This is a genomic window from Streptomyces albicerus (assembly GCF_008905045.1).
Classification (GTDB): Bacteria; Actinomycetota; Actinomycetes; order Streptomycetales; family Streptomycetaceae; genus Streptomyces; species Streptomyces albicerus.
Genome location: NZ_VWMY01000057.1, coordinates 59,908 through 77,328 on the forward strand (window position 1 = coordinate 59,908; position 17,421 = coordinate 77,328).

At 71.0% G+C, this 17,421-nt stretch carries 16 protein-coding genes; 2 read left to right on the forward strand and 14 right to left on the reverse strand.

Annotated features, from left to right (window positions below):
* Positions 1 to 114: 114 nt before the first annotated feature.
* From GAS53_RS40025 to GAS53_RS40090, 14 genes are all read right to left on the reverse strand, one after another.
* On the reverse strand, positions 115 to 681 hold the full coding sequence (locus GAS53_RS40025; RefSeq protein WP_151482667.1) for an SMI1/KNR4 family protein: 567 nt from the start codon (positions 679 to 681) through the stop codon (positions 115 to 117).
* A gap of 51 nt (positions 682 to 732) precedes the next feature.
* Complete coding sequence (locus GAS53_RS40030; protein WP_151482668.1) at positions 733 to 1,872, reverse strand: barstar family protein; 1,140 nt, start codon at positions 1,870 to 1,872, stop codon at positions 733 to 735.
* A gap of 13 nt (positions 1,873 to 1,885) precedes the next feature.
* Entirely contained in the window at positions 1,886 to 2,284 is a 399-nt protein-coding gene (locus GAS53_RS40035) for a YccF domain-containing protein (protein WP_151482669.1), read from the reverse strand.
* Complete coding sequence (htpX, locus tag GAS53_RS40040) at positions 2,281 to 3,144, reverse strand: zinc metalloprotease HtpX (protein WP_151482670.1); 864 nt, start codon at positions 3,142 to 3,144, stop codon at positions 2,281 to 2,283. Before htpX ends, GAS53_RS40035 begins: the two co-directional genes overlap by 4 nt.
* Positions 3,145 to 3,384: 240 nt before the next feature.
* Positions 3,385 to 4,896, reverse strand: a complete 1,512-nt coding sequence (locus GAS53_RS40045) for an NADH-quinone oxidoreductase subunit N (RefSeq protein ID WP_151482671.1) — start codon at positions 4,894 to 4,896, stop codon at positions 3,385 to 3,387.
* Positions 4,893 to 6,470, reverse strand: a complete 1,578-nt coding sequence (locus GAS53_RS40050) for an NADH-quinone oxidoreductase subunit M (RefSeq protein WP_151482672.1) — start codon at positions 6,468 to 6,470, stop codon at positions 4,893 to 4,895. The genes GAS53_RS40045 and GAS53_RS40050 overlap by 4 nt, the downstream gene beginning before the upstream one ends.
* 6 nt (positions 6,471 to 6,476) lie before the next feature.
* Positions 6,477 to 8,471 carry an NADH-quinone oxidoreductase subunit 5 family protein gene (locus GAS53_RS40055; RefSeq protein WP_151482673.1) on the reverse strand — a complete coding sequence of 665 codons (1,995 nt, stop codon included), beginning with the start codon at positions 8,469 to 8,471 and terminating at the stop codon, positions 6,477 to 6,479.
* A complete protein-coding gene (gene nuoK / locus GAS53_RS40060) occupies positions 8,468 to 8,845 on the reverse strand; it encodes an NADH-quinone oxidoreductase subunit NuoK (protein ID WP_151482674.1) in 378 nt (125 codons plus the stop codon). Before nuoK ends, GAS53_RS40055 begins: the two co-directional genes overlap by 4 nt.
* Complete coding sequence (locus tag GAS53_RS40065; RefSeq protein WP_151482675.1) at positions 8,845 to 9,531, reverse strand: NADH-quinone oxidoreductase subunit J family protein; 687 nt, start codon at positions 9,529 to 9,531, stop codon at positions 8,845 to 8,847. Before GAS53_RS40065 ends, nuoK begins: the two co-directional genes overlap by 1 nt.
* Positions 9,528 to 10,346: a NuoI/complex I 23 kDa subunit family protein gene (locus GAS53_RS40070; protein ID WP_151482676.1), complete on the reverse strand. Its 819-nt coding sequence runs from the start codon at positions 10,344 to 10,346 to the stop codon at positions 9,528 to 9,530. Before GAS53_RS40070 ends, GAS53_RS40065 begins: the two co-directional genes overlap by 4 nt.
* 2 nt (positions 10,347 to 10,348) lie before the next feature.
* Positions 10,349 to 11,317 (reverse strand): complex I subunit 1/NuoH family protein, encoded by a 969-nt coding sequence (locus tag GAS53_RS40075; RefSeq protein WP_151482677.1) that lies wholly within the window; start codon positions 11,315 to 11,317, stop codon positions 10,349 to 10,351.
* Positions 11,314 to 12,756, reverse strand: a complete 1,443-nt coding sequence (locus tag GAS53_RS40080) for an NADH-quinone oxidoreductase subunit C (RefSeq protein WP_151482678.1) — start codon at positions 12,754 to 12,756, stop codon at positions 11,314 to 11,316. Before GAS53_RS40080 ends, GAS53_RS40075 begins: the two co-directional genes overlap by 4 nt.
* The gene (locus tag GAS53_RS40085) at positions 12,753 to 13,406 is read right to left on the reverse strand and encodes an NADH-quinone oxidoreductase subunit B (protein ID WP_225859391.1); all 654 of its coding nucleotides are present in this window, start codon (positions 13,404 to 13,406) and stop codon (positions 12,753 to 12,755) included. The genes GAS53_RS40080 and GAS53_RS40085 overlap by 4 nt, the downstream gene beginning before the upstream one ends.
* A complete protein-coding gene (locus tag GAS53_RS40090; RefSeq protein WP_404829397.1) occupies positions 13,397 to 13,849 on the reverse strand; it encodes an NADH-quinone oxidoreductase subunit A in 453 nt (150 codons plus the stop codon). The genes GAS53_RS40085 and GAS53_RS40090 overlap by 10 nt, the downstream gene beginning before the upstream one ends.
* 342 nt (positions 13,850 to 14,191) lie before the next feature.
* On the opposite strand from GAS53_RS40090, the gene GAS53_RS40095 reads away from it, so the two are divergent.
* Positions 14,192 to 15,382 carry a sensor histidine kinase gene (locus GAS53_RS40095; RefSeq protein WP_151482679.1) on the forward strand — a complete coding sequence of 397 codons (1,191 nt, stop codon included), beginning with the start codon at positions 14,192 to 14,194 and terminating at the stop codon, positions 15,380 to 15,382.
* 410 nt (positions 15,383 to 15,792) lie between these two features.
* On the forward strand, positions 15,793 to 17,148 hold the full coding sequence (locus GAS53_RS40100) for a sensor histidine kinase (protein ID WP_151482680.1): 1,356 nt from the start codon (positions 15,793 to 15,795) through the stop codon (positions 17,146 to 17,148).
* Positions 17,149 to 17,421: the final 273 nt, after the last annotated feature.

Consider the following 17,421-nt stretch of genomic DNA (forward strand, 5'->3'; position numbering starts at 1 on the left):
AGTGGCCGGCCGCGCAGTTTCCCGCGCTCCTTACGGGGCATCCGTGCCGGGCGCATGGCAAGAGCACGTTGCGCCTGCCTGCGCAGCTCCCCTCGGCGGGTCGCGCCCCGCGCGCTATGACGCCCGCGCGGCCCCCGTACGTATGCGGAAGTCGCCCCACGGCTCCAAGTCCGGTCCGTCGTTGAACTCTTCGTACCAGCCCGTGCCGTCGAGCCAGGTGTGGAGCCAGGACGTGAGGGTGGGGGCGTCCACGTACCACGCGTGGTCGGCCTCGTCCGCGTTCGGCTCGAAGAGGAGGACGGTGGCGTCCGGGATGCGGCAGTCCACGCACGCGTACATGCCGCAGCCCCAGTGGGATATCGGCAGGACACCCTCGGGCCAGGGCCAGTCGGGGTCCTTGCGACCGCTCTCGCGATGGGCGAGGTACTGCGCGACGACGGCGGGTTCGCCGGACGGCGGGCTGTCGAGCAGGGGCAGCAGACCGTATTCCGGGCCGAACCCTCCGTCCCCTATCCGCAGGTAGAGCGCGGCGAGCAGCGGCGGGACGGCGAAGCCCAGGGAGGACTCCGCGCGGGCGAGCGTGGCCGCGTCCACGGGCTCGGGGAGCGAAGGCCAGCCCCACGGCCGGGAGTTGCGCGCCTCGGCGGAGACACTTGCCAGCAACTGCTCGATCTCGGTCATGCGTTCATCATGCAGGTCGCCACTGACAATCGGGCAGGCTGTGGATAACCCTCAGACGAGACGGACGTCGATGCCTTTGTCCACGAGCACTTCGAGGAGTTCCTCGAAGGTCCACGGGCGACGGTCGGTGCGCGGGACGAGGCCGAGGCAGGTGCGGGCAACCTCCGCGTCGTGCCAGACGAGGGTGAAGGGCCGCGCGGCGCCCCAGCGGCCGCGGAGGCAGTCCGTGAGTGCGTCGATCCCCCAGCCGAAGTAGCCTCCGGGTCCGTTCACCGCCTCGCCGATCGCGCAGAAGAAGCCTTGGTCGTCGGTGATGTGACGGCCTTCGAGGTGATACGTGCCGCCGGGCTCCGCGTCGGGCTTGTCCGCCTCGTGATGGTCCAGCGCCATGCTCAGCCAGTGGCGGCGCCCCTCCACACCGCACTGGGCCCAGAGCCCGGGCGCGGCCGGGCGGCCGTCGTCCCACAGCTCCCAGACCTGCTCGGCCGCGGTCGGCGGTCGCTCGGACCAGGGTTCAAGTGTGAGGTCCACCAGGCCGCGGCCGCGCGCCGACGGGATCCATGCGACGAGTTCGCCCTCGACGGCGGACTGGACGGTGCAGCCGGACGTGTCGAGGCGTATCAGCTTGGCGTGTCCGAGGTCCTCCTCCCCCGTGTCCAGCGCCGTACGGAGGGCTCCGCGTGGGGCACAGCCGAGCAGCCTCACGGAGGGTTCGACGAGGTCCGGCCGCCCGTCCTGGACGTACGCCAGGTCCCGGCAGGCGCCCCATGGTTCGTCCTCCGGGCCGAGCAGCCGGTAGCCCGGGGAGAGCGGCGGGCACTGTGGATAGTCGTACGGGTTGTGCGGGGACTCACGTGCCTCGACCGTGATATCGCGCAGCGACAGGTCACGCGCGCACGGGCGGTCACCGAGGACGCGCACGTCCTCCAGGAACCACTCCTCGACCCGCTCGCCCTCCTTGTCGAGGATCTCCAGGACGAGGGAGCCGAGGGGCGCGGAGCCGTCGGCACGCGCGCGCGTGAGGGCTTTGTTCAGCTCCCCTTCGGGGGCGCAGCCGATCAGTTCGTACGTCCCGCGCGCGGGAGGCGGCGGATCGCCGAAGAGGTTCTCGGCGTCCGCGCACAGGGCCCAGATCTCGTCGTCCTCAGCGTCGACGTCGTACGCCACCAGGGCGTACTTCGGCCGCCGCACCCCCGGCGCCGCCCTACCAGCCCGCCGACGTGAACGGCTGGTCCGTACGCACGATTTCGCGTCCCAGGGGGAGCAGCGATACCGGGATCAGCTTGAAGTTGGCGATCCCCAGGGGGATGCCGATGATCGTGATGCACTGGAGGAGGCCCGTGACGATGTGGGCGAGGGCGAGCCACCAGCCGGCGAGGATCACCCACAGGATGTTGCCGATGAAGGACGGCGCGCCCACACCGGGACGCTCGACCGTCGTCCGGCCGAACGGCCACAGGGCGTATACGCCGATACGGAACGACGCGATGCCGAACGGTATGCCGATGATGGTGATGCACAGCAGCACGCCCGCGAACATGTAGCCGAGGAACAGCCAGAAGCCGCTCAGGACGAGCCAAATGATGTTCAGGATTGTCTTCACTGGTGGCGACCTGCCATCTGCTCGAGCCGGGCGATGCGCTCCGCCATCGGCGGGTGCGTAGAGAACATCTTGGAGAGTCCCTGGCCCGGACGGAAGGGGTTGGCGATCATCATGTGGCTTGCGGTCTCGATACGCGGCTCCGGAGGCAGCGGAAGCTGTTTCGTGCCCGCCTCGAGCTTGCGCAGGGCGCTCGCCAGGGCCAGCGGGTCGCCGGTGAGCTGGGCGCCGGACGCATCCGCTTCGTACTCCCTGGAGCGGCTGATGGCGAGCTGGATGACGGATGCGGCGAGCGGACCCAGGATCATGATCATCAGCATGCCGAGGAGGCCGGGGCCGTCGTCGTCGTTCGAACGGCCGATCGGGATCAGCCAGGCGAAGTTGACCAGGAACATGATGACGGAGGCCAGCGCGCCGGCGACCGACGAGATCAGGATGTCGCGGTTGTAGACGTGGCTCAACTCGTGGCCGATGACGCCGCGCAGCTCGCGCTCGTTCAGGATGCGCAGGATGCCGTCGGTGCAGCACACGGCGGCGTTGCGCGGGTTGCGGCCCGTCGCGAACGCGTTCGGCGCCTCCGTCGGGGAGATGTACAGGCGGGGCATGGGCTGGCGGGCCTGCGTGGAGAGCTCGCGGACCATCTTGTACAGGGCCGGTGCCTCGAACTCGCTCACCGGGCGGGCGCGCATCGCGCGTAGAGCCAGTTTGTCGCTGTTCCAGTACGCGTACGCGTTCGTGCCGATCGCGATGAAGAGTGCGACGACGAGGCCCATACGGCCGAAGAAGCTGCCGATGACGATGATGAGTGCGGACAGTCCCCCGAGGAGTACGGCGGTCCTGAGCCCGTTGTGCCGGCGGTGCACGGTACGCCCTCCAAGTGGTGCGGCAGGGGAACCCTTTGCTTGTCGATCCTGACGTCACTGGTCCGTGACTCCACGGTCCAGTGGACCCTCCCGTACTGGTCAACGCCAGGCAGAGAGCACTAGTTCCCTTGTGCGCGCGGCGACGCGCGTGGGCCGTCCGGGTGATGGGGCGGTGCCCCGCACGCGCGCGTGCGGCTCGGCTGCCCCACGCGCGCGTGCGGCAGCTTCAGGAAGCGGCGGTCAGAAGAGGCCGGTGTCGGAGAAGCGCAGAACCAGCTGGGGTGCTCCGGAGAGCGCGATACCCAGGACCGCGGTCAGGGCGATCGCGGCCGTGAGGGGTGCCGGGACGCGGTGTGTCTCGGGCTCGCCCTCGGGAGCGCGGAACAGCAGGGTCGTCCACTGGAGGTAGTAGAAGAGTGCGATCACGACATTGACGGCCATGACCACGGCGAGCCAGCCCAGGCCCGCGTCGACGGCCGCAGAGAAGACGGTGACCTTCGCGAAGAGGCCGATGATGCCCGGCGGCAGGCCCGCGAGACAGAGCAGGAAGAAGCCGAGGACGAGCGCCGCGAGGGGACGCGAGGCGTACAGGCCCCGGTAGTCAATGACGCGGTTCAGCGGCTTGGTACGGGCCACCAGGGCGGCCACCGCGAAGGCGCCGAGGTTCACGGCGGCGTACATCAGGGCGTACGCGAGGGTGGAGCCGATGGCCTTTTCGGCGTCCTCGGAGTACGCGGCGGCGGCGATCGGCACGAGGAGGTAGCCGGCCTGGCCGACGGAGGACCAGGCGAGCAGCCGTACCGCGCTGTAGGCGCGCGTGGCCTGCTGCCTGAGGGCGCCGACGTTGCCGATCGTCATGGTGAGCGCGGCCAGGGCGGCGAGTGCAGGGCCCCAGACGTCCGCATACGACGGGAGGGCGATCACCGTGACGAGGATCAGGCCCGAGAAGCCGACCGCCTTGCCGACGACCGACAGGTAGGCGGCGACCGGGAGAGGCGCTCCTACGTAGGTGTCGGGTACCCAGAAGTGGAAGGGGACGGCGGCTGTCTTGAAGGCGAAGCCGACGAGGGTGAGGACGACGCCCGCCTGGGCGAGTGTGTGCAGCTGTCCGTCGACGTTCTCGATCCTGGTGGCGATCTCGGTGAGGTACAGGGTGCCCGTGGACGCGTAGACGAAGCTGATGCCCATGAGGCTCACGGCGGTCGCGGTGACCGAGGACAGGAAGAACTTGAGGGCCGCTTCGGAGGACTTCCTGTCGCCGTGCTTGATGCCTACAAGGGCGAAGGCGGGCAGGGAGGCGACCTCCAGGGCGACGATGAGGGTCGCCAGGTCGCGCGAGGCGGGCAACAGGGCGGCGCCCGCGGCGGAGGAAAGCAGCAGGAACCAGAACTCCCCTTCGGGGAGTCCCCTGTTGGCGTCCTTCAGAGCGGTCACCGACAGAAGGGCCGCAAGGAGCGCGCCGCCGAGGACCAGGAGCTGGATGACGAGGGTGAACCGATCCGCCGTATAGCTGCACACATCCGGGTCGCCCGTCAGGCAGAACGTGGAGCGGTCACCGTCCAGGAGGGGCAGCAGCGCGAGCGCGGAGACGGCGAGCCCGGCGACGGAGACCCAGCCGAGGAGCGCCTTCTTGGCGTCACCCACGAAGAGGTCGGCGACGAGCACCACGAGTCCGACGACCGCCGCGATGGTGGGGGGCGCGATCGCGAGCCAGTCGACGGACTGGACCAGGGACTGGGCGAGGGGGCTCATCGGGTGCCTCCTGCGAGGAGCTGCTGCACGGCCGGGTCGGTCAGGCCGAGGAGGGCCTTGGGCCAGAGCCCGGCGACGACGGTGAGGGCGACGAGCGGGGTCCAGGCGGCGAACTCGTACGTCTGGACGTCGGCGAGCTTCGGGCCCTCCTGTTGCGGAGTGGCTCCCATGCAGACGCGACGGACCACGATGAGCATGTACGCGGCGGTGAGCAGGGTCCCGAACGCGGCGATCGCCATGAAGGTCAGGAACGCGGGGCGGCTGAGGTCGTCGGCGGGATCGAACGCGCCGAACAGGGCCAGCATCTCGCCCCAGAATCCGGCCAGGCCCGGCAGGCCGAGCGAGGCGACCGCGCCGAAGGCGAGCAGGCCGCCGAGGCGCGGGGCTTTGCCGTAGAGCGCGGCGCCGGTCTCCTCGGCGAGGGTGTCGAGGTCGCTCGTACCCGTGCGGTCCTTGAGCGCGCCGACCAGGAAGAAGAGGAGGCCGGTGATGAGGCCGTGGGCGATGTTGGCGAACAGCGCGCCGTTCACGCCGGTCGGGGTCATCGTCGCGATGCCGAGGAGTACGAAGCCCATGTGGCCGACGGAGGAGTACGCGATGAGGCGCTTGAGGTCGCCCTTCGCGCCCTGCTTGGCGAGGGCGAGGCAGGCGAGGGATCCGTAGATGATCCCGACGACGGCGAAAGCCGCGAGGTAGGGGGCGAAGGTGCTCATGCCGTCCGGCGTGATGGGCAACAGAATCCGGACGAACCCGTACGTACCCATCTTCAGCAGGACGCCCGCCAGCAGGACCGAGCCGACGGTCGGCGCGGCGGTGTGCGCGTCGGGCAGCCAGCTGTGGAGCGGCCACATCGGCGTCTTGACCGCGAGCCCGATTCCGATCGCCAGAACGGCGATGACCTGCACGGATGTGGTGAGCGCCGGGTGATTGTCAGTGGCGAGTGCCACCATGTCGAATGTGCCCGCCTTGATTCCGATCAGGAGCAGGCCCAGCAGCATGACGACGGAACCGAGCAGTGTGTAGAGGATGAACTTCCAGGCGGCGGCCTGCCGTTGTTCACCGCCCCAGCGGGCGATGAGGAAGTACATCGGGATGAGCACCATCTCGAACGCGAGGAAGAACAGCAGAAGGTCGAGGACGGCGAAGGTCGCGAGGGTGCCGGACTCGAGGACGAGCAGCAGTGCGACGAAGGCCTTCGGGGTCGGGCCCGACGGCATTTTGAAGTAGGAGTACAGCGCGCAGAGGAAGGTCAGCAGCGCGGTCAGCACGAGGAGGGGGAGCGAGATGCCGTCGGTGCCGAGGTGGATGCGCACGTCGAGTGCGGGGATCCAGCTGATGTCCGTCGTGGCCTGCATCTTCGACGGGTGGTCGTGGTCGAAGCCGAGCGTGAGGACGATCGCGGCGATGAGCACGGCGCCGGTGACGGTCACGCCGTGCCGCAGCACGGCCTGCTCGGGCGACTTCCCCTTCAGCCCGGGCGGAGCCGGCAGAAGGGCTGCCGCGGCGCCGACGAGCGGGCCGACGACGATGAATGCCAGAAGGAACTGCATCACGGACTCGTTGATATCGATCACGCCTGCTCACGCTCCCGCGGTGGCGACGAGGAGGGCGGCGACCACCAGGACGACGGTGCCGGCGAGCAGCGCGCTCACATAGGTCTGCACATTGCCGGTCTGGGCGCGCCGGGCAGCCGCGCCGAGCCAGCGGGGTAGGGCGCCCGCGCCGCGTACGTACGTGTCGACGACCTCGCGGTCGAGGAACCGGACGAGCGTGGCGCCGGCCTGGACCGGGCGGACGAAGAGCGCCGCGTACACGGTGTCCAGGTGGAAGCCGACCGCCGCGTGGCGGTGCAGCGGGCCGAGCAGGAGGCGGCCCGGGTCCGCCGGGTCGGGCGCGGAGGCCACGTCACCGTAGGCCGGGGCGTGGGTCGCGATGGCCTCGGCCTCGACGAGTCCGGCGTCGCCCTCGGGGTGGGCCGCGACCGCACCCAGCGGGACGCGGGCCGCCATGGCGGTGGTGTGCCGCCAGGCGCCGTACGTGACGATGCCGCCGACCAGGGCAACACCCGTGCCGAGGACGGCTGTGGTGAGGGTCGGTGTCAGGTCGCGTCCGTCGAACCAGTCGGGCAGCGGGCCGGTGGCGAGTCCGAAGGCGAGCGACGGGAGGGCGAGCAGCCACAGCACCGCGTTCATGGAGACGGGCTGCTTCCCGTGGTCGGGGGCTTCCGCTCCATGGCCGCGGAAGGCGAGCAGCCACAGGCGCATCGCGTACGCGGCGGTGAGCAGGGCCGTGACCAGGCCGGCGACGAGGATGATCCAGCCGGCCGTGCCGGGGATGCCCTCGGCGTGGCCGGTGGCGACGTGCTCGGCGGCGCCGAGGACGGCTTCCTTGGTGAAGAAGCCGCTGAAGGGCGGGATCGCGGCGAGCGCGAGGAGCGCCACGGTCATCGTCCAGTAGGCGTCGGGAACGCGGGCCCGCAGGTCCTTCATACGGGACATGGCGGCCAGCGAGTTGGTGCCGGCAGCGTGGATGATCACGCCCGCCGCGAGGAACAGCAGCGCCTTGAAGGCGCCGTGCGAGAGGAGGTGGAAGACGGCGGCACCGCGGTCGCCGACGGCGAGGGCGCCGGTCATGTAGCCGAGCTGGCCGATCGTCGAGTACGCGAGGACGCGCTTGATGTCGTCCTGCGCGAGTGCGGCGAGGGCCGAGCCGGCCATCGTGACGGCGGCCATGACGGCGAGGACGATCAGTGCGGCCGAGGAGGCGGCGAAGACCGGGAGGAGCCGGGCGATGAAGTAGACACCGGCGGCGACCATCGTCGCGGCGTGGATCAGCGCGGAGACGGGCGTGGGGCCCGCCATCGCGTCGGGGAGCCAGGTGTGGAGCGGGAACTGCGCCGACTTGCCCGCCACACCGGCGAGGAGCAGCAGGGCGATCAGGGTCGGGTGGTCGAGTCCGCCGCTCGCGACGTTGCCGAGGATCTTCGTGATGCGGAAGGAGCCGGCGTCGGCGGCGAGCGCGAACAGGCCGATCAGGAAGGGGACGTCGCCGAGCTTGGTGACCAGGAAGGCCTTGATGGAGGCGGCGCGTGCTTCCGGGGTCTCCCAGTAGTGGCCGACCAGGAAGTACGAGCAGATGCCCATGATCTCCCAGCCGACCAGCAGCATCATCAGGTCGCCGGAGTAGACGACGAGCAGCATCGCGGAGGTGAAGAGGGAGACGAGAGCGGCGTACGAGGGGTAGCGCGGGTCGTCGCGCAGGTACCCCGTCGAGTAGATCTGCACGCAGGTCGCGACCAGGCCGACCAAGACTGCGACGAGGGCGGCGAAGCCGTCGATGTGCAGGGCGAGTTCGATGGGGACCGAGCCCGTGGGGGTGAGTTCGGTGGCGGCGTTCACCACCTGGTCGCCGCCCTGGCGTACGGCGACGACTGCGGCGAGTCCGAGGGCGGCCAGCGAGGGCAGGACGGCGAGCGGGCGTACGAAGCCAGGGGCGGTGCGGCCCAGGAGCAGGCCGGCCACGGCGCCCAGGAACGGGAGGAGGGGGACGAGGACGGCGAGGGTGGTCGTGGTCACGCGGTGGCCTCAGCCTTCTCGGCCGGCTCGGGCTGGGCGGGCTCGGAGTCGTCGTCGGTCTCGGCGGTGTCGCGGAGCTTGTCGATGTCCGAGGTGCCGCGGTTGCGGTACACGGCCAGGACGATCGCCAGGCCGATGCCGATCTCGGCGGCGGCGATGGCGATGGTGAACAGGGTCAGGGCCTGGCCGGAGTGCAGGGTGTCCTGGGCGGTCTTGCTGAGCCAGACGTCGAAGGCGACCAGGTTGAGGTTGACGGCGTTGAGCATCAGCTCGACGGACATCAGGACCAGGATCGCGTTGCGGCGGGCGAGGACTCCGTACAGGCCCGTGGAGAAGAGGAGGGCGGAGAGCACGGCGGGGTAGGCGAGGTGCATCAGCGGGCGCCTTCCTTGTCTGCCTGGTCTGCGTCTGCCTGGTCTGCCTTGTCGCTCCGGGTGCCCGGGACGCTCGGGGTGGTCGCGGCGGCCGCGGTCGTCTTCGTCTTGCGGGAGAGGACGATCGCTCCGACCAGGGCGGCGAGGAGCAGGACCGAGAGGGCTTCGAAGGGGAGCACCCAGCTCTGGAAGAGGCTCGCGCCGGTGACCGCGGTGGAGCCGGCGGCGCCACCGGCTGTGTCGCCGAGGTCGATCCAGGTCGTCCGGAAGGCGTCGACCACGACCCAGACGAGGGCGGCGGCCGCGGCGACCGCCACGGTGAGGGCGGCCCAGCGGTTGCCGGAGTCGGCGTCCGGGGAGCGGCCGATGGGGGCCCTGGTGAGCATCAGACCGAAGAGGAGGAGTACGACGACGGAACCGACGTAGATGAGGACCTGCACCCAGGCGATGAACTCGGCCGTGAGGAGGAGGTATTCGACGGCGAGGCCGCCGAGGGTCACCACCAGCCACAGGGCGGCGTGCACCAGTTGCTTCGTGGTGACCGTGACGATCGCGGCGCCGAAGGTGACCAGGCCGACGAGGAGAAAGGCGATCTCGACGCCGGTCGGGGAGAGGAAGCCGTGGGTCTCGGCGGCGGTGGTGGTCGTGGCGTGCGCCGCCGTGACGGTGGCTGCGGCGAGGGTCACGATTCACCGCCCTGCGGATCGGTGGGCCCGGTCTGCGGATCGGCCCCCGGCGGGGCACCGGGCTCGGACTTGGGCTGGGCGCCCGGCTCGGTCCTGGGCCGGCTGCCCGGCTTGGCCTCGGGCTGGGTGCCGGGCGTGGCCTCGGGCTGGGTTCCGGGCGTGGCCTCGGGCTGGGTGCCGGGCTGGGTGCCGGGCTTGGCCTCGGGCCGACCGCCGGGCGCGGTCTCGGGCCGGGTGCCGGGCGCGGTCTCCGGCTGTGTGCCCGGCTCGGTCTCGGGCGTGGGCTCGGCCTGGGTCGCGGCCAGCTTTTCGGCGGTCTTGCGGGCGGCGGCGATCTCCTTGGGCTCCTCTGCACCGGGGTCGAGGGCGGGCGGGGCCGGGACGGTCCACATCCAGTCGCGGAGTTTGTCGCGTTCGTGGGTGAGTTCGTGGATGTCGGTCTCGGCGTACTCGAACTCGGGAGACCAGAAGAGGGCGTCGAAGGGGCAGACCTCGATGCAGATACCGCAGTACATGCAGAGGGCGAAGTCGATGGCGAAGCGGTCGAGGACGTTGCGGCTGCGCTCGCGGCCGCCGGGGGCCGCGGGCGGGACCGTCTCCTTGTGGGAGTCGATGTAGATGCACCAGTCCGGGCACTCGCGGGCGCACAGCATGCAGACCGTGCAGTTCTCCTCGAAGAGACCGATGACGCCGCGGGTGCGGGGCGGGAGTTCGGGCTGGGCGTCCGGGTACTGCGCGGTGACGGTCTTCTTCGTCATCGTGCGGAGGGTGACGGCCAGGCCTTTGGCGAGGCCACTACCAAGAATGGGGGCCATGGTTACTGGATCACCACCTTGACGATGCCGGTGAGGGCGATCTGGGCGAGGGAGAGGGGAACGAGGAGGGTCCAGGAAAGCTTCTGGAGCTGGTCCTCGCGCAGGCGGGGGTAGGTGACGCGCAGCCAGATGACGACGAAGGCGAGGACGGCCGCCTTCAGTAGGGTCCAGACCCAGCCGAGGCCGTCGGCGCCCCACGGGCCGTGCCAGCCGCCCAGGAAGAGGACGGTGGTCAGGCCGCACAGGACGACGATTCCGGCGTACTCGGCGAGGAGGAACAGCGCGAAGCGGAGGCCCGTGTACTCGGTGTACGCGCCGAAGATGATCTCCGAGTCGGCGACGGGCATGTCGAAGGGCGGGCGTTGGAGTTCGGCGAGGCCGGCCACGAAGAAGACGATCGCGCCGACGATCTGCCAGGGCAGCCACCACCACTCGAAGGCGTCGACGATGCCGGGGAGGGAGACCGTGCCCGCCGCCATCGCGACCGAGGCGGCGGTGAGGAGCATCGGGAGTTCGTATGCGAGGAGTTGGGCGGCGGTGCGGAGGCCGCCGAGGAGGGAGAACTTGTTGGCCGAGGCCCAGCCCGCCATGAGCGAGCCGAGGACGCCCACGCCCATCACGGCGAGGACGAAGAAGATACCCGCGTCGATGACCTCGCCGACCGCGCCCTCGCCCGGGCCGATCGGGATGGCGAGGAGGACCAGGAGGTACGGGAGGAGGGCGACAGCGGGGGCGAGCTGGAAGATACGGCGGTCCGCGCCCGTCGGGACGATGTCTTCCTTCTGGGCGAACTTCACGCCGTCCGCGACGAGTTGGGCCCAGCCGTGGAAGCCGCCCGCGTACATGGGGCCGAGGCGGCCCTGCATGTGGGCCATCACCTTGTGTTCCGTCTGACCGACGATCAGCGGGAAGGTGAGGAACACGACGAAGACGATCACGAGTCGCAGGGCGACGTCGAGCGCGTCGTTCACTGCGGGCCTCCTGAGGGGTTTTCGTCGTCTGAGGGGTTAGCGCCGTCCGAGGGATTTTCGTCGTCGGTGGCGGGGCGGGCTTCAGGAGCCCCGGGGGTCTCGGAGGACTCCGGAGCCTTGGGATCCTTGGCCTTCTCGGGCCCCGTGGGCTTCTCAGGCTCTGTGGGCTTCTCAGGTTCCGGAGTCGGCTGCTCGGCCGACGGCGGCTCCCCGCTGGCGGATTCCTGGTCGGCCTCGTCGAACGCGGGGCGCGCGTGGTGCCAGGGGGCGTCCGTGCTGCGGGTGCGCGCCGGGCGGGGCGGCTGATCGGCGCCGGACTGGTCGTCGCCGAGTTGGTCGGCCGGTGGGGCGGATGCCTGGCGTTGCGACGCCGAGCCTTCGCCTGCGCTGCGGGCTCGGCGCGGGGACGCAGGCGCGGTGTCGGCGCCCGAGGCCGGGGTGGCCTCCCGGCCCGGCGCGACCTCCGAGCCCGAGGACGTCGGTCCGGCTTCGGCGCCCGAGGCCGGGTCCGGAGCGGGAGCCGGAGCTGGAGCTGGAGTGGGAGCCGTAGCTGGAGTGGGAGCTGCCGGAGCTGCCGACTCGGTGTGGCGCTGCGTCGCCGAGCCCTCGCTCGCGCTGCGTGCCCGACGGGGCGTGGGCCGGGCCTCCGGCGCCGTACCCTCCGCGGCCGCGGCACCCGCGGACGCAACACCGGCAGACGCCGCCCCCGCAGGCTCGGCACTCGCAGGCGCGGCACCCGCAGACGCAGCGCCCGCAGCAGCAGCCCCCGCCGCAGCCTGGCTCGCAGAGCCCTCCCCCGCCGTACGAGTCCGTCGCACCGGGCGGTCGCCGGCCGCGCGGCCCGCGCCTCGGGCCGGGCGGGCGGGGGCAGGGGGGAGCTGGCCCTTCAGGGGGCCCCATTCGTTCGGGTCGGGGACTCCGGGCGGGAGCATCTGGCGGCGCTTCGGACCGCCGTGCTCGGACTCGCCCGGTTCCTTCGCGCCCGGCCAGGCCTTGACCACGCGGGCCGCCAGAACGAAGTCCTTGCGGAGGGGGTGGCCCTCGAAGCCGTCCGGGAGGAGGAGCGGGTCCAGGCCGGGGTGGCCCTCGAAGGCGACGCCGAACATCTCGTGGGTCTCGCGTTCGTGCCAGGCGGCGCCGGCGTAGACCTCGACGGCGGAAGGGAGGGCGGGGGCGTCGTGCGGCACGGTCGTCCGTACGAGAAGGCGGCGGACCGGGGCGAGCGCGACGACGTGGGCCGAGACGCGGAAACCGGTGCCGGGTTCGTCTACGGCGCTCAGCCAGTCGAAGTAGGAGCAGCCGAGCGCGTCACGCGCGGTCTCCAGGGAGGAGATCCAGGACGCGGGCGGTACGTCCACCGTCAGGACCTCGTACGACTCCTCGGCCGTGGCTTCCGGGCCGAAGAGTTCCTCCACGGGGGCGGGGAGCCAGCCGGTCATCGGGCGTCCCCCGTGGCCGGCGGCTGCACGAGCCCGCTCTGGAGCGCGGCCGCGGAGGGACGGGAGGTGCCGTACCGCTCCCCCAGCGACTCCCGGGCGATCTTCTCCTGGAGCTTGAGGATGCCCTGGAGCAGAGCTTCGGGGCGGGGCGGGCAGCCGGGTACGTACACGTCGACCGGGATGATCTGGTCGACGCCCTTGGTCACGGAGTACGAGTCCCAGTACGGGCCGCCGCAGTTCGAGCAGGCGCCGAACGAGATGACGTACTTCGGCTCGGGCATCTGCTCGTACAGGCGCTTCACGGCCGGGGCCATCTTGTCCGTCACCGTGCCCGACACGACCATCAGGTCGGCCTGGCGCGGGCCCGGTGCGAAGGGGATCACGCCGAGGCGGATGAAGTCGTGGCGGGCCATCGACGCGGCGATGAACTCGATCGCGCAGCAGGCGAGGCCGAAGTTGAAGACCCAGAGCGAGTAGCGGCGGCCCCAGTTCAGGACCACCTTCATCGGCTCAGGGGCCAGGCGGGCGAGCGCCCCGAGCCGCTTCGGCTCCGGCAGGAATACGGGCTCGGAAGTCGAGGGGGTCGAGGTGTCCGAGGTGGCCGAGGTGGCCGAGGGGGTCGCGTCCGCGTGCGGACGGGTCACGTCCATGTCAGGACGCCCTTCTTGTATGCGTACAGCAGGCCCACGGCCAGGAAGCCGAGGAAGATGAACATCTCCACGAGCGTCGTCGCGCCGTAACCCGGCGCGGCGAAGACCGTCGCCCAGGGGAAGAGGAAGATCGAGTCGACGGCGAAGATCACGTAGAGGAAGGCGTAGACGTAGTAGCGGACCTGGGTGTGGGCCCAGCCCTCGCCGACGGGGTCGACTCCGCATTCGTACGTCATGAGCTTCTCGGGTGTCGGGACGACGGGCCGCAGCAGGCGGCCCGCTCCGAAGGCGACGGCGACGAAGAGCACGCCGACCACGGCGAGCAGTCCGACGACCGAATAGGACTGGAAGTAGTCCGCCGCAACGGCGGTCCCGCCAGTCCCCGTTCCGGTCCCGGCAGTCCCGGCGATCCCGGTCTCCGCGACCATGGTCGGTTCCGGCACGTCCGCCCCTCGCTCCCTCAGCTCGGATGACCCGTATGACCCGTATGACCTCGTACGACTGCGCGTGCGCCCTGGTGTGCGCCGGGTGACGCGCGGCGTTCGACGATCTGTACGCACCGGAGTCTAGGGCCTGCTAAAGAGACGGTAAGCAGCCCGTCACGGTTAGGCATGGTGCGGCGCTGTCCCCGGAGTCCCCTCGGAGTCCCCTCGCACTCCCTTCATGCTCCCCTCGGACTGTCCCGAAGGTCGGCGGGGAGGGTCGGTGGGGGTGGGGTTTTCCCCAGGAGATCCGGGCGGTCCGCCTCATGGCGCAGCGGGCCGCGGCCCGGCAGGCTGGCCGTTATGACCGAACGCATCCTGGCCGCCGACACCCCGGACGGCGACACCGACCGGCTGCCGCGCGCCCGCTTCGCCTACGACCGGCACACCTGGAAGGAGATCGCGCATCTCCTGGCCAACCTGCCGGTGTCGCTGGTGGGTTTCACGTATGTGGTGACTGTGCTGTTCACCGGCGCCTTCCTCACTCTGACGGTGATCGGGTTTCCGCTGCTCGCGGCCGGGCTGCTGGGCGCGCGCCAGCTGGGCAAGCTGGAGCGGGGCCGGGCCAGGGGGCTGCTCGGGGTGCGGGTGGACGAGCCGAGCCCACTGCCGTTGCGCGGGCAGGGCGGGTTCTTCGCACAGCTCTGGATGTCGCTGAAGGACCCGGTCGGCTGGCGGACAGTGCTGTACGAGTTCATCCGGCTGCCGTGGGGCGTCCTCACCTTCACCATAACGCTGACCTCGCTGTTTGTGCTGTGGCCGGTGCTTCCGTTCATCGCGCGTGGGCTGGCCAACGCCGACCGGGCGATGGTGCGGGGGCTGCTGTCGCCCTCCGACGAGCTGGAGCGGCGGATCGCCGAGCTGGAGTCGGACAGGGGCGTGGTCGTCGACACGGCCGCGGCCGACCTGCGGCGCATCGAGCGCGATCTGCACGACGGAGCGCAGGCCCGGCTGGTGAACCTCGCGATGGGGCTCGGCCTTGCCAAGGAGAAGCTGCTGGACGGCCAGGCCGACGAGAGCGTCGCCGCGATGGTCGACGAGGCGCACGGCGAGGTGAAGCTGGCGTTGCAGGAGCTGCGGGATCTGGCGCGCGGCATCCATCCCGCCGTGCTGACGGACCGCGGCCTCGACGCCGCGCTGTCCTCGGTCGCCTCCCGCTGCACGGTGCCGGTGAAGGTGACGGCCGACCTGCCGACACGGCCGGCCGCGGCCATCGAGGGCATCGCGTACTTCACCGTCTCCGAGCTCCTTCAGAACGTCAGCAAGCACAGCGGGGCGCGGTCCGCCTCCGTCGACGTGTGGCGCTCCGACAACCGCCTCCTCATACAGGTCTGGGACGACGGCCGCGGCGGCGCCGCCCTCGACGGCGGCACGGGGATGGCGGGGCTCGCGGACCGGCTCGGGGCGGTGGACGGCTTGTTCGTCATCGAGTCACCGGTCGGGGGCCCGACGACGATCACGGCGGAGCTGCCGTGGCGGGATCGGGTGGAGTAGCGGGGTACCGGAGTAGCGGAGGGGCCGAGTCGGTGAGTCGGTGAGTCGGTGAGGCAGGTCGTAGTGGAGTGGGTGAGGTAGGTCGGGGACGCAGCGCGTTCGGGGCTTGCGGCGCTGTCGTACGGATCCAGGTGGTCGTACGGATACGCCGTGCCCCGCACCGGCATGCGCGCGCGTACCTTCCGGTCGCCGTTCAAGGCCCACCGTCAAGGCCCCCGTGCCACCCCGGCCGCACTCTGTACTCCGTACCCCGTACCCCGACGTGCTCCGACGTGCCCCGGGGCCCAGGGCCTGAGCCTCGGGGTAGGGAAAACCCCCGCCCCAAGACGCCGACGCGCTCCATGTCCCGTGGGCGCCCGGCCGAGCACTGTGGAGTAACAACAGCGGACGAGTAGAAACGGACGACGGCCATGGCCACGGAGTACGGACAGGGATACGGGTGGGACGGCGAGCCCGGATTCCGCGGGGAGGGCGCCGAGGAGCGGCGGCACCGGCTCCCGGCCGCGCTGCGGGCGCCGGTCGAGGCGCGCAGCTGGCGTGAGTTCGGGTATCTGATGCTGAGCCTGCCGGTCAGCATCATCATGTTCACCTTCGCGGTGACGATGGTGTCGCTCGGGGCGGGCCTGCTGATCACGTTCCTGGGCATCCCGGTGCTCGCCGCGGCGCTCGCGGGCTGCCGTGGTCTCGGCGCGCTGGAGCGGTCGCGGGCGCGCGGGCTGCTGGGGCTCGACGTCGCGGCGCCTGAGCCGTTGCGGGTGGGCAGGCAGGGCGCCATGGCGTGGATGGGCGCGATGCTGAAGAGCGGCGCGTCCTGGCGGCATCTGCTGTACGCGGTGCTGCACTTCCCGTGGGCCGTGTTCGCCTTCTCCGTGGCCATCAGCTTCTGGGCGTACGGCTGGGCGATGCTGACCTACCCGCTGTGGTTCTGGCTCTTTCCGGTGTACGGCGGGCAGGGCGGGCTCCAGTTGTACGGGGACCAGGCGCACAGCGTCTACCTGGACAACCCCTTCGAGATCACGGTGACCGCGCTGGTGGGGCTGCTGCTCACGCTGGCCACGCCGTGGATCGTGCGGGCGCTGACGTTGGTCGACCGGGTCCTGGTGCACGGGCTGCTCGGTCCTTCGCGGCTGGCTACGCGGGTCGTCGAGCTGGAGTCGGACCGGGGCGTCGTGATCGACACGGCGGCGGCCGACCTGCGGCGCATCGAGCGGGATCTGCACGACGGGGCGCAGGCGCGGCTGGTGAACCTCGCGATGGGGCTCGGCCTGGCCAAGGAGAAGCTCACGGAGGATCCGCGGGCTGCGGCGCAGATGGTGGACGAGGCGCACGGTGAGGTGAAGACCGCTCTGCAGGAGCTGCGGGATCTGGCGCGTGGGATTCATCCCGCCGTGCTGACGGATCGAGGGCTGGACGCGGCGCTGTCCGCGGTGGCGTCCCGGTGCACCGTTCCTGTGCAGGTCGAGGTCGATCTGCCGGCTCGGCCCGCGCCGGCCATCGAGGGGATCGCGTACTTCACCGTGTCCGAGTTGCTGCAGAACATCAGCAAGCACTCGCGGGCCACTCGGGCCACGGTTGATGTGTGGCGGATCGAGAATCGGCTCATGATCCAGGTCGTGGACAACGGGGTGGGGGGCGCGGACGCCACTTCCGGGTCCGGGCTTGCCGGGCTTGCCGAGCGGCTCGACGCGGTGGACGGGATCCTCGTCGTCGACTCGCCTGTCGCGGGGCCGACCCGCATCACGGCGGAGCTGCCCTGGCGGGCCTGAGGTTTTGGCCTTCCGGGCCTTTCGCCTCGCGCCATACGTGTACGGGGTGTGGGTCTCGCGGGGCGGCTGCGGCTTGGTGGGCGGGGGGTTCCCTTCCCCAAACCCACCCCTTCCCGAAACGGGGGGCTCTGCCCCCAGACCCCCTCAGGTATGTGCGTCAGCCGCGGGCCGTCTTGGGCTGGTCGCGCAGTTCCCCGCGCCCCTTACGGGCCCCGGGGCCCGCGCCCGAAAGACCTCCCCTCGCCCCACCCACCCAGGGGCGCGGGGAACTGC

Bases quoted from the DNA above. Each gene is read 5' to 3' on its own strand.
- GAS53_RS40025 (WP_151482667.1), bottom strand. From the start codon at position 681: ATGACCGAGATCGAGCAGTTGCTGGCAAGTGTCTCCGCCGAGGCGCGC.
- GAS53_RS40070 (WP_151482676.1), bottom strand. From the start codon at position 10,346: ATGGCCCCCATTCTTGGTAGTGGCCTCGCCAAAGGCCTGGCCGTCACC.
- GAS53_RS40045 (WP_151482671.1), bottom strand. From the start codon at position 4,896: ATGAGCCCCCTCGCCCAGTCCCTGGTCCAGTCCGTCGACTGGCTCGCG.
- nuoK (WP_151482674.1), bottom strand. From the start codon at position 8,845: ATGCACCTCGCCTACCCCGCCGTGCTCTCCGCCCTCCTCTTCTCCACG.
- GAS53_RS40095 (WP_151482679.1), top strand. From the start codon at position 14,192: ATGACCGAACGCATCCTGGCCGCCGACACCCCGGACGGCGACACCGAC.
- GAS53_RS40100 (WP_151482680.1), top strand. From the start codon at position 15,793: ATGGCCACGGAGTACGGACAGGGATACGGGTGGGACGGCGAGCCCGGA.
- GAS53_RS40080 (WP_151482678.1), bottom strand. From the start codon at position 12,756: ATGACCGGCTGGCTCCCCGCCCCCGTGGAGGAACTCTTCGGCCCGGAA.
- GAS53_RS40085 (WP_225859391.1), bottom strand. From the start codon at position 13,406: ATGGACGTGACCCGTCCGCACGCGGACGCGACCCCCTCGGCCACCTCG.